We start from the raw sequence: 17984 nt of genomic DNA, 5'->3' as shown, positions 1-17984 counted from the left end.
CACCTCACCTAATCCAATGTGCTTTCAATAATTGATGGAATATGGCGTGCTGTAAGCCATCCTCCACCTTTAATTGCAATTTGCGAACACCGAAGCGATGGCAAATTGCATCAAATTGTTGCTCATGTAATAAGCGTCTTTCTGAATATGTGTCTAATACCTTTCTCGACATCGTTACATTAACATCATTTCCTGTTTCGCTATCTAAAAGTCGAACATCGCCTGCATAATGTGGGGCTAGCTCTTCCTCTGTAACAATTTGGATGATGCGTACATCTCCAGCAAAGCGTGGCAGCCGTTTCAATAACTGCTCCCATTCTTCAATAGGCTCTAGGCCATCTGTAATAATAAATAATATGGTACTATCTTTCGGCAATGCTCTTAAAGCACCCTGTGCAAAGCGCTCGCTATAATTTGCCTGCTCAATTGCAGAAACGATTTGTAGAAAGGCGCGTCTATATGTGGCTCCTTTACGACGAAACGGTGGGACTAGCTCTTCCTGTAAATAAGAAAAGGAGAGTCGATCATCACGTCCAAGCACCATTAAACCTAGCGATGTGGCTATTTGCCTTGCAAAAAGCCATTTCGTCTCTGCCCCCATCGATTTTGTCGTATCTAGTAAAATATGAACACGCATTTCTTGTTCATCTAAAAAGCGTTTAATAAAATACTTTTCAGTTCTTGCGAAAACATTCCAATCTACCTGCCTAACATCGTCTCCTAAGTGATATTCACGAAAATCTGAAAAATCGAGCGATGCCCCGAAGCGTTGCGAACGGTGCGAGCCTTTATGCTGCCCACGTAATTTGGAGGCCGTTGCTACTTGGAAGCGGCCGATTTTTACGAGCCAATCTTCCGGTAAGACATATTTATTGCTCACTTGCTAACACCTTGCTGCACTTTTTCTAAAATAATGTCGATAATATCGTCTGCTGTCTTACCAGAAGCCTCCCCTTCATAATTCAACAGCATACGATGACGCAATACAGGCTTCGCAACCATCTTAATATCCGCTACTGACACATGAAAACGACCATTCATTAACGCTCGTGCCTTGGCGAGCTTAATTAAACTTTGCAATCCACGAGGACCGCTGCCATACAACGCATATTGCTTTACTTCCTCAAGGGCAAATTCACCTTCTGGATGCGTCGCCACAATAAGCTCTGTTGCATACTCTAGCATCTCCTCAGCTACCAATACTTCCTTGACCATATGCTGTGCCTCAACAAGCTGCTGTGCATCCATTATTTTTCGTAAACTAATTTCTGCAGCGCCAGTTGTGCGTTTCATAATTTCCATTAACTCTTGCTTCGATGGATAGGGTACGAGTATTTTACAGAGGAAACGGTCCATTTGTGCCTCTGGCAGTGGATATGTTCCTTCCATTTCAATCGGGTTTTGGGTAGCCAAAACGAAAAACGGCTTAGCCATCTTTTTCGTATCTCCTAAAATCGTTACCGTTTTTTCACCCATCGCCTCCAGCAAGGCACTTTGCGTTTTCGGTGTTGCACGGTTAATTTCATCTGCTAACACCATTTGACTAAAAATAGGACCTGGCTGAAAAATAAATTGCTGTTTGCCATCTGGCGTTCGCTCAATCATGCTCGTTCCTGTAATGTCTGCGGGCATTAAATCTGGCGTAAACTGAATACGTGAAAATGACAAATCTAGAACCTCTGAAATTGTACGGATTAACATCGTTTTCCCTAAGCCTGGCAAACCTTCTAGCAATGCATGACCATCTGCTAGCACCGCATATAATGTATAGTCAATCGCTTCCTCCTGACCGACAATAAAGCGATGAATTTCTTCCTTTACTTGCTGTAATTTTTTACTCATTTCCGTGTACTGCTGTTCTGAAAATGCCATGAAAATTCCTCCTAGCGCGACTCGATTGACGTAAAATAGGATTGTACAACTGACTGTAAATCTTTTGGTAATTGCAAACGCTCTGAGCTTTCCAAATAGCTATCTTTATACGTGCCAATCACCTCTTCATATGGGCGAACCGTTCCTTTCACAACAGGACCATCTGCCTCTTGCTCTGAAACATGCGAACCTTGACCTAATGCACCACCATCAACAGTTGTCTCGCCTTGTCCACCTATTCGATTAGGGATTGTTAATAAATCTCGGCTTCCTTGACCTGTTCCTGCACCAGAGCCTTGTCCCTGTCCTTGTCCTTGTCCCTGACCTTGTCCTTGTCCCTGTCCTTGACCTTGTCCCTGACCTTGTCCTTGACCTTGTCCTTGACCTTGTCCTTGACCCTGACCTTGTCCCTGTCCTTGTCCTTGTCCTTGTCCCTGACCTTGACCTTGTCCTTGACCTTGTCCCTGACCTTGACCCTGTCCTTGTTGCCCTGGCTGTCCCGCTTGACCTTGTTGACCAGCCTGACCTTGCTGATTGTTTTGATTTGCAGCATTCGCATTGGAATTATTTGCTGCTGCAATTGCATTTTGTAGCGATTTACTTAAAGGTTTTCCTAGATTCCCCATCGCAGCCTGTGTAGCGTTGGCGTTTTTCGTCAATTGCTGCTGTGTTTGTGCCAGCTCCTTCAACTGTTCTACCTCTTGAGCGGTTAAGCCATCGCTTGCATCGCCAGCATTTTGTTCAGCTGTCTGCTTATCCTTTAGTTGCTGCTCCTTTAGCGCCAGCTCTTTTTGCTTTTTCACCATCTCACGCAAAGCTTCCTCCGCCGTCGTCGCTTCTTTCAATTTATTTTGCAATTCCTTCAATTGCTCTTTTACTTCTTTTGACTCTGCTTTTTTTTCCAACTGCGCAACTTCTTTTTTAATATCCTCTATTACTGCTTGCTCTTTTTCCACTTCAATCGCTTCCATTTGTGACTTGGCAGGGAACATATACATCACAGCCAGTAAACAAACAGTAACGATAACGCCAATTAGCGCTTTCGGGCGAAACAATTGCTTTTCGCGTTGCTTAAATGCCGCAAATGCTTGCTCCATATTGCGTATCGCCTTTTGCAGCAATGATTGCACAAGCGGCTCCTGGTCATTTTTAAAAGATAACGACGTCACAAGTTCATTATGAGCAAAATAACTATCTAGCTTAAACAAAGCCTCCTGTTCACGTACTGGCTTCCACCAAATGATGATAAGCGTTACAATAAAACAGGCAACAAACGCTAGAAAAGCTGTTTGGCGATAATACGGCCAGACGAACAATCTTGAAATAATCATGATTGAAGCGCTCGCAAGCAATGCAAAAAACAAGCCATATTGCGCAAGCGGTATGCTTTTTTCTAGTCGTAAACTTCTTTTTGCACGTTGAATATAGCTTCGTAATTGCTTACGCTGCTCCATGTCCATTCCTCCTTATCGATTGCTCTTCATATTGGCACGCAATTTTTTGATTGCAACCGTTAAAGTAAATAAAATAATCACACTATAAAAAATTAAATACGTTACCCAAACAGGTAGCTTAATGCCTGACAACTCCGCTAATTGTCTGCCCATTTCTGGCTCAATTAATGTTAGTATTAAAGCACCCGGATTAATTGCTGCCCATAAATAAGCCATAAAGGAGCTCGATGTGCCTGTCGGGACCATCATTTGACTAAACGCAATCGTGACGAAGAAGAAAAATGCTGTTATGCCTCCTAAAAAAATAATGGAGCCATATGTAGCAATCATCGCGACAATTGTTTTTTTCGTAATTGTCGAAAACATCACGCCGATACTACCAACTGCTATAACTGTTAATAAATAAAATAAAAAGATAGATGCAATTTGCGATGGCGAGACACCACCAAATAAGAAAACTAAGCTATATAAAGGCAAGCCTGCAATAAGCATTAATACAAGAAACGACACTGATGATAATAATTTACCTACTACAATTTGCGTGGAGCTTTGTGTTGTCGTTAATAAAATATTTAATGTTTGCTTTTCTCGTTCACTGCTAATTGCACCTGCTGTTAAGCTCGGTGTAATAAATAAAACAAGTGCCATTTGAATAATTGTTAGCACGGCAAACATCGCAAAGCTCGTGTCAGGTCTGAAGAAGCCCTTGCCTGTAAAGCCTGTTGTAATTAATAGGAAGCCTGCAATAAAAATCACTAATACTGCCAAATAAAACATTAAACCTGAGAAGCTTTTAAAGGAACGGAAGCGCAACTTCAGCTCCTTTACAAATACTGGATTATATAAGCGTTCCATCACTCTGCATCCGCCCCTTTCGTAATTGCCATGAAGACATCCTCCAAGTCTTTTTCTTCTTCCGTTAAAGCATAAATCGGTAAATCCGCTAAAATTGCCTTCTTTAGCAATGCTACCTGCTCCGCATCAGTTCCTCGGTAATTAAATTCAAGTTCCAGCTTACTTTCAATAATATCAATTGTAGATATTTGCGGGTCTTCCTCTAAAAAAGCACGCACTTCATTTAAACGGCCCGTCACTTTTACCACAATGCGCTTTTCACCCTGTAGCTGCGCTTGAATTGTCGCTACATTTCCATGTGCAATCAGCTTCCCATTATCAATTACACCGATTTCATCACACATTTCCGCCAGCTCAGGTAAGATATGCGAGGAAATTAAAATTGTCTTCCCCATCGTTTTTAAATTGCGCAAAATATCGCGCATTTCCACTCTTGCACGTGGGTCTAGTCCAGATGCCGGTTCATCTAAAATAAGCACCTTAGGGTCATGAATTAAGGCTCTTGCTAAACATAATCGCTGCTTCATACCACGCGATAATAAGTCAACATATTCATAGCGCTTGCTCGTTAAATTGACTAGCTCTAATAGCTGTGGAATTAACAGCGCGCGCTCCGCTACTTGAATGCCGTAGCTTGCACCATAAAAGTCTAAATATTCATCTACCTTTAACTGGTCATATACACCAAAAAAGTCTGGCATATAGCCAATTTGCTTACGCACCTCCTTCGGCTCCTTTACGACGCTCTTTCCATTAATAATAGCATCTCCCGAAGTCGGTGAAAGCAATGTTGCTAAAATGGAGAAGGTTGTTGATTTACCTGCGCCATTTGCGCCTACAAAACCGAACACGGTTCCCTCTGCTAATGACAAATTTAATTGATCTAAAGCGATAAAGGAGCCGTATTTTTTCGTCAAATTTTGAATTTCAATCATTATTTCGCCACTCCTTTCAGCTCAACATTCGGTAATGTCGTTTCAAGTGCCCCCTGATTTGTTGAAAATGCAAGCTCTAAACGAATTTCACCAAATTCATTAATGTAATCGTCAGCATTGGCTGTTATTGCCGTGCGCGCTTCTTCCAAAGGCTCATAGGCATTTGTGCTGTTATTCCAAACCGTTAGCTTCATATTAATCGTATCTTTATTAGCAATATGAATTTCATCTAGTCGCTCAATATGCTGCATAAAATTATGTGGCAATGAAACGATTAACTCATACGTACCATCAGATAAATACCATTTATTCACTTGTTTATCATATAGCTCGTAATAGCCATTTACCGCTAGAGGAAGTAGCTCATAATTTAAGTTACTTTGCTTTATTGTAAATGGTCCTGATAACTCTACTTTACCTTCAAAGGGCTGTACGAAATAAGAAATCGTCGACATATTAGCACCAGTCTCAAGCTCAACACCTACAAGTGCTTGCTCTGCCCATGCGCTAATGATTGGTTGCTCCTCTTGTTCAGTTACAGTACTTGTCATCGCTTGTAAACGCTCAATTCGAATAGGGTCTATATCCTCTTTCGCTGTTGGATAAGTATAATTATATCGGTTGTAGTAGGTCGGCTTTTGCAATGTTGTTAATTTCACATCTTTGTCGACAGTAAGCGTACCATTCGCTTCAATATCACCTAAATTTACTACCTTTAAGCCCGAATGTAGCATGACATCCTTTAAATCAAATGGGAAGTTATTTTTAATTGTCCCTGTAATTTTTTCATTTTTTAAAGTTAAATCAATATCCATTTTCCCAACATCTTGCGCAGTTGTTGTACCCATAAATGATTGTACAGACCAATAGCTTAAATTGCGCATTGTTAACGTCGTACCATCTGCGTGTTCCTTAATATACGAGTTTTCATATAAATTACCTGAACGACCACCTGCAAAGCCACCACCATAATTGCGCATAGCAATTGCCGTTGTATTATTATTTGCATTGACGACAAAATCACCGCTACGATTTGTTAAGATGGATTCGATATAGTAACCATTTAAACTATTATCCTCGTTTACTTTATAAACGGCAGATTGCTGTACTTGCGGCTGCATAATACGTCCCTGTGCCCCTATAATGAAGAGCGCAATTGACACAACAACAGATATGACAGGAATAACCCACCAAGCATGTTCACGCTTATCTAATTTTCTTAAAATAAAGTAAAGAATAGGCCCAATTAAAATAATATAAATAACAATGACAATCAATGTGAAGCCCATTGAAACCTCAAATGATGGGAATAATTCATTCACTGAGCGTAAGTCATACATAATTTGTTCAAATGGTGATTGATAATACATTCCCGAATTATAATTAGAAAACTTCTGAATGTTTAACATTTTCGCTGTTAATGCTGCGTAACCATCCATCGATGCAAGCGGTTGGTCTCCTAATGAAAATGCTGTTTGAATTACTTCACCACTACCGACTTTTTTCCTAGCAGCTAAAACTGTTCCTTCATCCGCAAGCACAGCAGTACTATCATTATTTAGAGTATTTGCATATGCTTGAATTGAATCTGTAAAAGTTCCACCATTTGATAATGTTGACAATGTCTCTGCCGAAACCGTCAGCATTTCATTCGATAATGTTAATGGCAAATAATCTTGAAAAATGCCTGCAGCCGTATTTATTTGCTCCATCGCACCAATCACAAGTGTGCCGCCATCCTGCACCCATTTCAACAATGCTTGCTGCTGCTTTTGTGATAAATCTGCAACGGACACTTCATCCAAGACAATAATATTAGCCATCGCTAAGCCCAATGCATCCTCAGGCAATGTATACCCTTTGATTTGATTCAAATGTATTACTTCCGTTTGATAGTTTGGTGAAAATTGCGATAGTTTTAAATATTCACTTAAGCGATCACTGCTATCCGTTACAGTAAAAACAAATGTCGACATCGGGTCTAAAAAATTCGTTTGTAGTCGCTTTGTCCCTTTATATTTTATTTTCTTATCCTTTTCAATCCCGCCTTCAAAAAAGGTGAATATTTCTTCCTCTGAATAACTATAATCTGATAAGCCATTCAAATATAATTCAAATGTTTTTTCCTCACCACTTGCTATCGAAATAGGGATAACAAGGGCTGAGGCTGCTTCATAGGAATACGACGCATTGACAACCATATCCCCATTGAAATCATCTCCAGTATTTTTAACTGTTACATATAAAGGTGCAGGCTGCATATGCTTCGCCTTACCGTTAATGCCTGCCTTCGCATCCACCTCTAAAGCTGGTGCCGCGCTAGCTTGTCCAGCTGGTAAAAACAAGCTAACCATCAGCATCACTACGAGTATGTATGCCGCTATTTTTACACGTCTCAAAAGCTCAACCCCTCTTCATATTCATTGGTTACTATCAATAATTATACGTTTTTAAACCCCATTAGTTCCAATTATTATGAAATTTTCAGAAATTCTTAAGAAAAGCTTCATTTTCATAATGAAAATAACGAGTTGGTATTTATATTATTAGACGAATGGTGAAGTACTTTGTTACATGAGGAAAAGTAGAAGCACAAAAAAATATCATGAAAAACGTCCCAAAAGCCGGCTACTGAAAGGCTTTTAGGACGCTACGAGAAGTGTTGATTCAGCTTCCGAACAAGTTTTGAAGTTTTGTGAGCGAATTTAAGTGTTTTACGAGCAAATTTAAGTGTTTTACGAGCGAATTTTCATAGTTTATGAGCGAATCGCTACGTTGGACCTAAAAAAGTGCCGCTGTTCAAAGAAAACTAACCGCATATTTTATCAAAACATCATTAAAAGCGTCCAAAATGCTGGCTATTGCACGGCATTTTGGACGCTCTCTCACTTATATTCATATAAGCATCTTGCATGGTCTTGCACGACTTCTACAAATGCAGCTACTTGGCGCAACTCAAAGGAAGATTCATAGCCAATCAACCATGTATCTCGTGTTAGCCCTAAATCGTTTTCTGTATTTGTTAACGGCATTTTGTTCATATGCTCCGCGCCATTCAGTGTAATGGATGGCAATATTGCGTAACCAATACCGTTCATTACCATTTGCTTGCATGTTTCAATTTGGTCGACGACAATTTGATGGCGGGGATTGGAATGAAAATGTCGCTGCCACCATTGCTGAATTTCCTGATAGTAATTTGAGTCACTTTTAAATTGAATGAATGGGCGGTCTGTCGTTTCAATTTCCTTTAAGTTCGTAATCTCAGTATCCACAAAATACATCATATCCCGGAATAAATGCAGTTTTTTGCCCTTCCAATCAACTTGCCCCCGTACAATGCCAACATGTGCCTCGCCCTCATAAAGTGCCTTCACAATTTCTGAGCTCCAACCTGTCATTAACGAAATTTTCGCATCTGGATATTGAGTGACAAAATCCTTCAACACTTTCGGTAGCCAATTTTGCCCTACAATAGATGCACAAGCAATTTTTAACGTACCATGGACTTTCGAATTTAGTGCCTGAATCATTTCGAAAATTTCCTCTCGCTTGGCAATTGAATCAATCGCATATTGAATAACAAGCTCACCAGCCGGTGTCGGGGATAAGCCTTTTGGAGAACGCAAAAATAGCTGTATGCCCCAATCTTTTTCAATCGACTGTAGTCTTTGAGATAGTGCTGGCTGCGTTAAAAATAAACGCTCTGCCGCTTTTCTCATATTGCGCTCCTCCGCTAATATTTTAATAATTTCAGCCTCCGTCGCGGTCATCGTTTCACCCCTAATTCTTTAAGTAGACTTATAGGGGGTGTCAGGAAAACTTTCTCTCCCGACACCCCCGATTTCTGCCTATATTTCACTTGAATAGATATGTTTTTTTAATTGTTTTAAAATAACTCGGCGCGTCATAATGCCGGCAAATGTCCCATCTTCCTCTATTACACATAGAAAAGCATGGTTAATTACTAAATCTAATGCTCGTCGAAATGTATCCGTTATTTTTAAATAGGCAACGTCTTGATCCATGACATCCTCTACTCGAATTGACCCAAGTCGATCATATTCAATACGCTCTAGTCCCAAAATTTCCTCTGTAATCATTTTCGTACTAAGCAAACCTTGTAATCGGTATTTCACATCTAACACTGGCACCGATGAATAACCTGTTTTTGTCAAAACTAACAGGGCATGCTCTGCACTGTTGCCACTTTGAACATGCGCAACCTTTTCCGCCGGAATGACTAATTCAGCAATTGGCATCTCAAGTATAGCTTTATTATTAATTGAAATCATGACATCATAACTCCTTTTTGCGTTCTTTCACTAGAATCGCACCCTTACTACTATCATATCACACTTTATTTCATTATGACTATGTGAAGGTCGGAGAAGTTGCCATGTAAAAATAGGATGTCTGAAAAGCAGCGTGTTAGGTTGCTTTTCAGACATCCCCTCAGTAAGAGCCAGTAGTTGCCCAGTAATAAAATATAATAATGCCTAGAAACAGGTTCATAATAAAATACATAACGATAATCGGATTTAAAAGAAATGGATGGTCTTTTATTGCCTCATTTATTGGCGTGTCTTCAATAGTAGACTGTCTTTCCGTTTCTTTTGCAATACGCACCGTTGCATAATAACTCCAAGCAAGCAAGAGTACACCGACAAAAATAGCTGGATAAAGCCACATGCCCAACAGAAACACTCCTTTCGTTTCATTTAGTATGAGCTTATCCAGCTAAAATTTATTCAATTTTCAAAGTAGGACTAAAGTGTTAATTCTCACCTAAAACGGAAATTGATTTAACCACGCGCCACCATCTAAAGTGACACATTCACCGTTCATGTACGCTGCTTTATCAGATAATATAAATGTCGCTAAATTAGCAATTTCTTCTGGCGTGCCAAGACGTTTTAATGGTACAGATTCAATTGTACGTCGTGCTTGCTCCTCCGATTCCCAAAGCTTATCAGCTCCACCCGTGCGTTCAATTGGTCCTGGGGCAATGGCATTTACGCGAATGCCATATTGTCCCCCCCATTCAACTGCTAGAGAGCGCGTCAATGATAAGACACCTGCTTTAGCAGCAGCGGAATGAATAACCCCTGCACCTGCTCCCCATGCGTATGTTGCAACCATATTTAGAATGGAACCTTTAATATTATTTTCAATCCAGTAGCGACCTAGCTCAGAGGAACAATAAAAAGTACCATTTAATACAATATCGATTACTGCCTTCCAGCCATTTGGTGATAAATTTTCAGCTCTCACTAAAAAATTCCCCGCCGCATTATTAACAAGTCCATCTACCTGTCCAAATTTTTCAATTGAGAAGGACAACATTGCCTTCACATGCTCCGGCTCGCGAACATCCATTTGAAATATTTCGATAGTGTCGCCAAAGCTTTTTATTTCTTCCTTTGCCTTTGTTAAGCGCTCTACATCTCGTCCTGTAATAATGACATTTGCCCCATCTTGTACAAATTGCTTTGCCATAGCTAGCCCCATCCCACTAGAGCCACCTGTAATAATAATTGTTTTATGCTGTAACATACATACGCCCCCTTGTAATAGATAATGAATGAATTATCATTCATATTTTGTGCAACAAAAAATTTATTCGCTACACTTACTTATATATTACTACGGGCAAATCCAAAAATATACTGCAATTATCAATTATGCCTCAGCTAACTCTTATTCAGATTTTTTGAGCTAAATTGGTGGAAGACCACCTCGACATATGTCAACAGTTAACTGACCTGCATCACGCAGCCTTTCTTCAAAATCTGTGACATCCGCCGGGACTTAGGCTAGTTATAATGTTGCTCACTTAGTCGTTATGTTAGTATGCAATGTTCTTAGATTGGTTCCTCTTTGATAGCGGGTGTTTGGACACACATTGAAATTGATTTTATCTCGTTGCGGAATACATGTGTTGAAAGAAGTTAAAGCTAGGCCTATCTCATTTGAAATTTGTCTGCCTAGCTTTGTTATTGCTTTTAAATTGAACAGTTTAGTGAAAATATTGCTCCACTATTTGCTCAGCTGGTAATGGGCGATTGTACAAGTAGCCCTGTACTTTTTGACAGTTGCTTTCCCTTAAAAATTGCTCCTGTGCAGTTTCCTCTACGCCTTCAGCAATCACTTCTAGCCCTAGGTTTTGGGCTAATAAAATAATTGTTTCGACAATCGCTTTATTTTTTTGATCCTTCTCAATATCTGTAATAAACGACTGATCTATTTTGATAATATCGATTGGATACTCCTTTAAATAGCTGAGCGATGAATAGCCTGTACCAAAGTCATCAACCGATACATATACACCGAGCTCTTTTAAGCGACGTAAAATAGATGTTGTTTCATATAAATCTGACATGGAGCTTTCCGTAATTTCAAGTTCTAAATAGCGTGGTTCAATATTATACTCTGTTAATAATGCTGCAACGCGATTTACAAAATCCTTTTGCTTGAACTGCTTTGGTGAAATATTAACAGCGATGCGTACCGGTTTAAAGCCACACTCTCGCCACTCTTTTTGATATCGGCAAACGCGTTCTAAAACCCACTCACCAATACTAATAATCAGACCAGAAGATTCAGCAATTGGAATAAATTGAGCTGGTGATACCATACCAAATTTTCTATTTTTCCAGCGGATAAGTGCTTCAAAGCTATCAATTTTATTTGTTTCTAAATTCACTTGTGGCTGAAAATAAATCGTAAATTCGTTTAATTCAATTGCTCTGTGTAAATGGGCTTCCATTAGAGCTTCGTTAGGGAAATAATGATTTAATTCCTCACTATAATAACAATAATGTCCTCTTCCATTATTCTTCATATAGAACAAAGCTTGATCAGCTTGATGAAGCAATATATCTAAATCTCTTTCTTCAATTGTCGCTAAGGAGATTCCTACTGAAGCAGTAATAAAATATTCTTGATTATCTACAATAAACGGCTCTTGCAAACTTTGTAAAATATTGTATGCAATCGTCTCTACTTCATCTAACTCTTCATAATGGAAAATGATTACAAATTCATCCCCGTTATGTCGAAACACTTCACAATACTCACTACGCAAGCCTTTAAAGCGTTCACTAACCTCAAATAATAATTGATCTGAGCGCTGTTTGCCTAAAGATTCGTTAAATTTTTTAAAGCGGTCTAAATCCACAAGTAGTAATGCAATATTCGATGTTTTTTTGAAATTATCTTCATCTGTCCATTGCTTATTTAGTGCACGTCGATTGTAAAGCTCTGTTAATTCATCGTAATAGGCTGAGCCCATAATATGCAAACTTTGTTCATCTATAATCGGTGATGCAACTAAAGAGCGCATAATAACAACAATGTATTCCTCGTCTTGCTCTATAATTGTTTGTAATACAACCGCTATTTCTGCATCATCAATTCTAATTCTTTTTATTTCTTGGTCATTTTGTAAAATGAACTGCTTTACTTCAGGCCAATTTATTTGATGAAAAAACTGCTCGGCATCCATTCCCTCGTTAAATGAACAATTAAATAAATGGACTGCTTTACAATTCGCACACTGAACAACATATTGTTGCTCAGTATATTGTAAAACTACAATTGCATCAAATGGATTTAGTTGAATAATTCTTTCGAGCAAATTGCTCATATTCTGCTTCATCATGTTGTTCTCGAATCCTCCAGACAAATGTTATTTCGCGTCTGCCTATTCCTCAAGTTTGACTGTACCAATCGCTTCTTTTAAAAATAGCTCCTGACTGTTAATGCGCTCTACGCCCGTATATCCTTCTTTATAATGATATTTGCCATTTGCATCTTGAATACGCGCCTTTTGATTATCTTCTAATTGCAAGTCCATAATATCCATAATGCGTTGTTTAATATCCATTGAATAAATTGGGAATAAAATTTCTACACGATTCACCATATTGCGCGTCATCATATCTGCAGACGATAAAAATAGTTTGTTTTCCCCGTTGTGATGGAACCAAAAAATGCGTGAATGCTCTAAAAAGCGTCCGACAATACTCGTTACGCAAATATTTTCGCTCACACCTTTTATTCCTGGACGCAAGCAGCAAATACCACGAATAATTAACTCAATTTTCACTCCCGCTATTGAAGCCTCATAAAGCTTTACCATTAAGTCCTTATCTGTTAATGAATTCATTTTCGCTTTTATAGAGCCATTGCCGTACTTTTTATGACTGCGGATTTCCTCATCAATTAACTTAATAAATTCATCTCGAATATCATAAGGCGATACAACTAAATGATGGAATTGTGGCTTTTCCGTATAACCGCTTAAATAATTAAAGAAGTTCGTTGCATCAATACCGAATTCTTTATGCGATGTAATAATGCCCATATCCGTATAAATTTTAGCTGTTGCGTCATTGTAGTTTCCTGTTCCTAAATGCACAAAGCGCTCAATTTTCCCAAGTCGTCTGCGCACAACCAATGTAATTTTAGAATGGGTTTTTAAATTATTCATCCCATAAATAACTAAGCAGCCTGCCTGCTCAAGTAACTTTGCCCAATGCACATTATTTTCCTCATCAAAGCGAGCTTTTAACTCTACTAAAACTGTTACCTGCTTGCCGTTTTCTGCGGCCTGCTTCAACGCTTGAATAACTGGAGAGTTTCCACTTACTCGATACAATGTTTGTTTAATTGCTAGAACGGATGGGTCATTCGCTGCTTCTGTAATAAAATCAACAATCGGCACAAATGATTCATACGGATGATGGAAAAATAAATCTTGCACTAGAGCCTTTTCGAATAAATTCTCCTCGGAGCTTAAATCTTGTGGTGGCTGTGGAATAAAGCTTTCGTACATTAAATGTTCGCGCCCCTCAGAAATAGCTTTAACAAAGGAAAACATAAATGTTAAATCAAGTGGTCCGTCAATTTTAAATACGTCAGATTCTTCGATTTCAAATTCCTCTAATAAATATTCAAGCACATCGTCAGCCATTTCACCATCTCGAACTTCTAGACGGCTTCCAACGCCCCACTTGCGCTTCTTCAACTCTTTTTCGATTTCCACCAATAAGTCTTGTGCGCCTTCTTCGTGAATCGTTAAATCCGCATTACGAGTTAAACGGAAAGCCTGTGAGGATTTCACTTTGTAGCCATAGAACAGCTTATCAATTTGGCTCATAATCACATCTTCAAGCAAGACATACACCGTCTCACCATTATTGCTAGGTACCTGAATAACACGTTCTAACACAGATGGCACTTGAACGATGGCAACTTTATCGAAATGCTCCAACTCTGTATCATTGTTATTTTCTAGCATAACAAGCAGGTTTTGTGTACGACCTAAAAGAGTTGGAAAAGGACGATAAGCATCTACTGCAACTGGTGTCAGTACAGGGAAAATCGTTTCTTCGAATAGCTCATGAATGTATTTCTTTTGCTCATTAGTCAATAACTTTAAATCGCGAATAAAAACATTTTCTTTCGACAGCAGCTCATCAATTAGGTGGCGATACACTTCCATTTGACGACGAACCAATGCCTGTGTACGCTCGGCAATTTTTGTTAATTGCTCTTTAGGTGTTAAACCAGATTTATTCTCTGCCTTATGAAAACCTGCTCTTACTTGATCTTGCAGACCTGCTACACGCACCATAAAAAACTCATCCAAGTTAGAACTAAAAATGGCTAAAAATTTTAAACGTTCAAGTAGTGGATTCGTAATATCTTCTGCTTCTTCTAGTACACGTTCATTAAATGCTAGCCAACTTAACTCGCGATTATTATAATATTCAGGCTTACTAATCTCTTCAAGTAAAGCTTCGTTCGATATGTTAGTATCTACATTTTCATGATTATTATTCATTTGCTCTGTACTAAAATTTGCTGGCATTATTCGTTCCACCCTTCCACTTCAAATTTAATTTTTAAATCGCACTTAAATAAGCGTTCAAGATGCTTTTTATGTCTATTCGCTTGATATTCCTCTGCAACAGCGTTTCTCTTTGTTGTGACGATACAGACGATTTCTTCATCTGTTTTTTCGAGTGTCACTCTGCTAACCGCGTTTCTTTTCGAAATATTCAAGCCATAAACAAACTTTAAAATTGCGCCTAAATCACGTAAATCCTTCTGTTCTTCCTTGGAAAACCAGTTAGAAAACGGCTGTACAAAGCGCTCAAAATACTCTTTATTTTTATAAGAAGCTAATAACGCTATTTTCATTCGCTCTATTTGTGTTATCCCTGGTATAGCCTGATTGGCAATTAAGTAAAATGTGTGCTGGCTTGCTGAATCAAGCTCAATATACTCGCCTATCGCATATAGCTTGGCGGCACGTTTAATAAGCTCCAAATGGGCTTCATTATAATGAAACACTTCTAAATGACAGACGTCTCGATATAATTGCTCTGCTAAATTACTTAGTAGCATGACTTCTTCTTCAGAGCGCCCATACTCAAAGGCGATGCGGCGAGCATTAATATTAAATACATTATATTTATCGAAGGCGGTCACATTACTGCCTGCAACTCGATTAATAATTAAGCCTTCACGCAGGCCTTTTTTACTTATTTGGAAATGCTTCGAGTTCACCACTTCCATTAATGCGGCAAATGCTTCAAGTGCAAGCACAATAATATCCGCGCGATCTGCAGATAGGCCATCTAAGTTTTTCAGTTGCTCATAGCTCATACTTCCAAGCTCCAATTTCAATGTGTCAATATTTTGCTTCGTCATTTCAAAATGATGTACGTCTGAAATTGGATAATCTATTTTTTGCTGATATACCTGTCCAATATTCCGGCTACTTCCCCCGATTCCGATAATAGGTAAAGTCACATCCACAATCCATGGCAATGACATAAATTGCCGACGTAGGAAACTGCGCAATCGCTTCTTTTCTTCCTCCGTAATAATTGTGTTTTTGACATAGTTTTGCTTAAGCGATACTGTTCCAAATGGAAAGCTATGTGTTTTAAGTAGCTTTTTGTTTTTAAATAAAGTAATTTCTGTAGAACCACCGCCTATATCGATTGTTACTGCTGATGGTGTAGACATTGAATTAACAACAGCTAGAAAGCCAAAGTATGCCTCCTCTTCCTCCGATAAAACATCCACCGTCATTCCAAGCTGCTGTTGCATTCTTTGTACAATTTCCGTATTATTCGTCGCCTGACGCACTGCAGCAGTTGCCGCAATTTTAATGTCCTTAATATTATAATCCTCTAAAATTTGTTTAAATGACTGCAATAAATCCTGTAATAATTGAATGCCTTCCTCAGACATTTCGCCACTTGGTAAAATATATGTACGCAGTCTTGCAACCTTTTTCATATTTCCGAATTCTCGTAAACCTTCATCCTTGCTATAACGATACATAACGAGACGGACAGTATTTGAACCAATATCAATAATCGCTGTTCGCATATCTTTCATAAATCTCGCTCCTTTTCATCTATTCAAATTATTCGTCATATGCTTTAACATTTTTTATGCGAAATAGCTACTTATCCGTCAATTATTTTTGATTCGTCATTTGAATCTACTACGTCTTTGTTAATGTAGATGTCCAAAAAGCCGGGATAGCTTGCATTTTGGATATTTTTGGTAGTGCCGCTTCAAAGAATTCACTTGCAAGAGGGTTCTTTGAAAAGGGATAAACACTAGGTTTAGCAGCCTATTTTTGAATTTAAAATAAGCGTAAGCTCATTTTTCACTGCACTGAGGAGAAGTTCGTTGTTTGAAACAACCACTAGAAATTATGTACCTTTCGCCTTGCTTTATATACCAAAATGATGTGCTTCTACGGTTACTTGCCGTAAAATTACCGCTTTATCAAGATAAAAAGTCGGAATACCTTTATGTAAGCATCCGACTTTTCATTTACGTATCAATGATAGGTGCTCACTACAAAATAAATTGATCTACACGTAAAATTAGCTCTGCGATTTCTGGCTTTGAAATTTGATCCTCGGCACCAACCTGATCTCCTTTATGTCGCAAATCATCTGTAATTAAGCTAGAGAATATAATAACAGGTAATATCTTTAAATCAGGATGTGTTTTAATTCGCTTCGTTAAATGATGTCCATCCATCTGTGGCATTTCAATATCTGTAATGACTAGCTGTACATGTTCAGCGATATTTCCGCCAGCCCTAGCTAGCGCTTCTAAATAATTTAAAGCGTCTTGTCCATTTTCAAAAAAATCAATATTATCGTAGCCAGCTTCATGCATCGTATCATGTAGGAGCTTACGCAGTAATGGTGAGTCCTCCGCAATAATAATTTTCTTTTCGGAACGCTCGCGCTTACCTAATTTTTTCACTGCCTCCACGCTTATACCTGAATCTGGGTTAATATCTACCATAATTCTTTCAAAATCAAGCAGTAGAATCATCTCATCATTATGCTTAATAACACCAATAACTTGCGAAACTCCACCTTGATACATATCGGACGGCTTTTCAATTTGATTCCATGAAATGCGATGAATTTGTGTCACATTGTCCACATGGAATACGACGCGCTGCTTATTAAACTCCGCAACGATATATTTTTGCTGTGGACCATGTTGTAAATGATTCAGCCCTAATACCTTTAACATATCGACAACAGGCAGCACTTCACCGCGCAGTTGAATAATCCCTTCTACATGTGCGTGAGCATGTGGAATAAATGTGACAGGTATCGGTTGAATGATTTCTTTCACTTTAATAACGTTAATTCCAAACTTATTATTGGCCACTTCAAATTCAACGATTTCTAATTCATTAGTACCACTTTCTAATAAAATACCTTTATGATCCAAGGTCGCTCGCCCCTCTCTTAAAGCCCCTATTTTTATACTCCAATTGTATCACAGCAAGGCTATTTGTCATATC

Annotated in this window: 14 protein-coding genes; all 14 read right to left on the bottom strand. The window is 38.7% G+C overall.

All coding sequences use genetic code 11. The features are described from left to right. Positions 1–4: 4 nt before the first annotated feature. The 14 genes from C9J36_RS02975 to C9J36_RS02905 all read right to left on the bottom strand — a co-directional run bounded on the left by C9J36_RS02975 (position 5) and on the right by C9J36_RS02905 (position 17911). Positions 5–880, bottom strand: a complete 876-nt coding sequence (locus tag C9J36_RS02975) for a DUF58 domain-containing protein (RefSeq protein ID WP_107942196.1) — start codon at positions 878–880, stop codon at positions 5–7. Further along, on the bottom strand, positions 877–1872 hold the full coding sequence (locus C9J36_RS02970) for an AAA family ATPase (RefSeq protein ID WP_107942195.1): 996 nt from the start codon (positions 1870–1872) through the stop codon (positions 877–879). Before C9J36_RS02970 ends, C9J36_RS02975 begins: the two co-directional genes overlap by 4 nt. An 11-nt stretch (positions 1873–1883) precedes the next feature. After that, a complete protein-coding gene (locus C9J36_RS02965; RefSeq protein WP_107942194.1) occupies positions 1884–3326 on the bottom strand; it encodes a hypothetical protein in 1443 nt (480 codons plus the stop codon). A gap of 12 nt (positions 3327–3338) precedes the next feature. Next, complete coding sequence (locus C9J36_RS02960; RefSeq protein ID WP_082799091.1) at positions 3339–4184, bottom strand: ABC transporter permease; 846 nt, start codon at positions 4182–4184, stop codon at positions 3339–3341. After that, entirely contained in the window at positions 4181–5116 is a 936-nt protein-coding gene (locus tag C9J36_RS02955; protein WP_107942193.1) for an ABC transporter ATP-binding protein, read from the bottom strand. Before C9J36_RS02955 ends, C9J36_RS02960 begins: the two co-directional genes overlap by 4 nt. Then, positions 5116–7515: a DUF7408 domain-containing protein gene (locus C9J36_RS02950; protein ID WP_107942192.1), complete on the bottom strand. Its 2400-nt coding sequence runs from the start codon at positions 7513–7515 to the stop codon at positions 5116–5118. The genes C9J36_RS02955 and C9J36_RS02950 overlap by 1 nt, the downstream gene beginning before the upstream one ends. Before the next feature lie 486 nt (positions 7516–8001). Further along, positions 8002–8889, bottom strand: coding sequence for a transcriptional regulator CcpC (gene ccpC / locus C9J36_RS02945; protein WP_066169532.1), 888 nt, complete (start codon positions 8887–8889; stop codon positions 8002–8004). A 78-nt stretch (positions 8890–8967) separates the two neighbouring features. Then, on the bottom strand, positions 8968–9411 hold the full coding sequence (cbpB, locus tag C9J36_RS02940; protein WP_066169530.1) for a cyclic-di-AMP-binding protein CbpB: 444 nt from the start codon (positions 9409–9411) through the stop codon (positions 8968–8970). Positions 9412–9571: 160 nt separating this feature from the next. After that, positions 9572–9814, bottom strand: a complete 243-nt coding sequence (locus C9J36_RS02935) for a short-chain dehydrogenase (protein WP_066169527.1) — start codon at positions 9812–9814, stop codon at positions 9572–9574. A 90-nt stretch (positions 9815–9904) separates the two neighbouring features. Next, positions 9905–10672, bottom strand: coding sequence for a 2,4-dienoyl-CoA reductase (gene fadH / locus C9J36_RS02930; RefSeq protein WP_066169526.1), 768 nt, complete (start codon positions 10670–10672; stop codon positions 9905–9907). 463 nt (positions 10673–11135) lie between these two features. After that, the gene (locus C9J36_RS02925; RefSeq protein WP_107942191.1) at positions 11136–12779 is read right to left on the bottom strand and encodes a putative bifunctional diguanylate cyclase/phosphodiesterase; all 1644 of its coding nucleotides are present in this window, start codon (positions 12777–12779) and stop codon (positions 11136–11138) included. Between the two features lie 42 nt (positions 12780–12821). Next, positions 12822–14966: an RNA degradosome polyphosphate kinase gene (locus C9J36_RS02920; RefSeq protein ID WP_153061602.1), complete on the bottom strand. Its 2145-nt coding sequence runs from the start codon at positions 14964–14966 to the stop codon at positions 12822–12824. A 26-nt stretch (positions 14967–14992) separates the two neighbouring features. Beyond that, a complete protein-coding gene (locus tag C9J36_RS02915) occupies positions 14993–16537 on the bottom strand; it encodes a Ppx/GppA family phosphatase (protein WP_107942189.1) in 1545 nt (514 codons plus the stop codon). A gap of 471 nt (positions 16538–17008) precedes the next feature. Then, the gene (locus tag C9J36_RS02905; RefSeq protein ID WP_066169515.1) at positions 17009–17911 is read right to left on the bottom strand and encodes a chemotaxis protein; all 903 of its coding nucleotides are present in this window, start codon (positions 17909–17911) and stop codon (positions 17009–17011) included. Between the last annotated feature and the right edge of the window lie 73 nt (positions 17912–17984).

The sequence above is a fragment of the Metasolibacillus fluoroglycofenilyticus genome, from assembly GCF_003049645.1.
In the GTDB taxonomy this organism is placed as follows: Bacteria; Bacillota; Bacilli; order Bacillales_A; family Planococcaceae; genus Metasolibacillus; species Metasolibacillus fluoroglycofenilyticus.
This window is presented reverse-complemented; position numbering and strand designations above follow the sequence as displayed.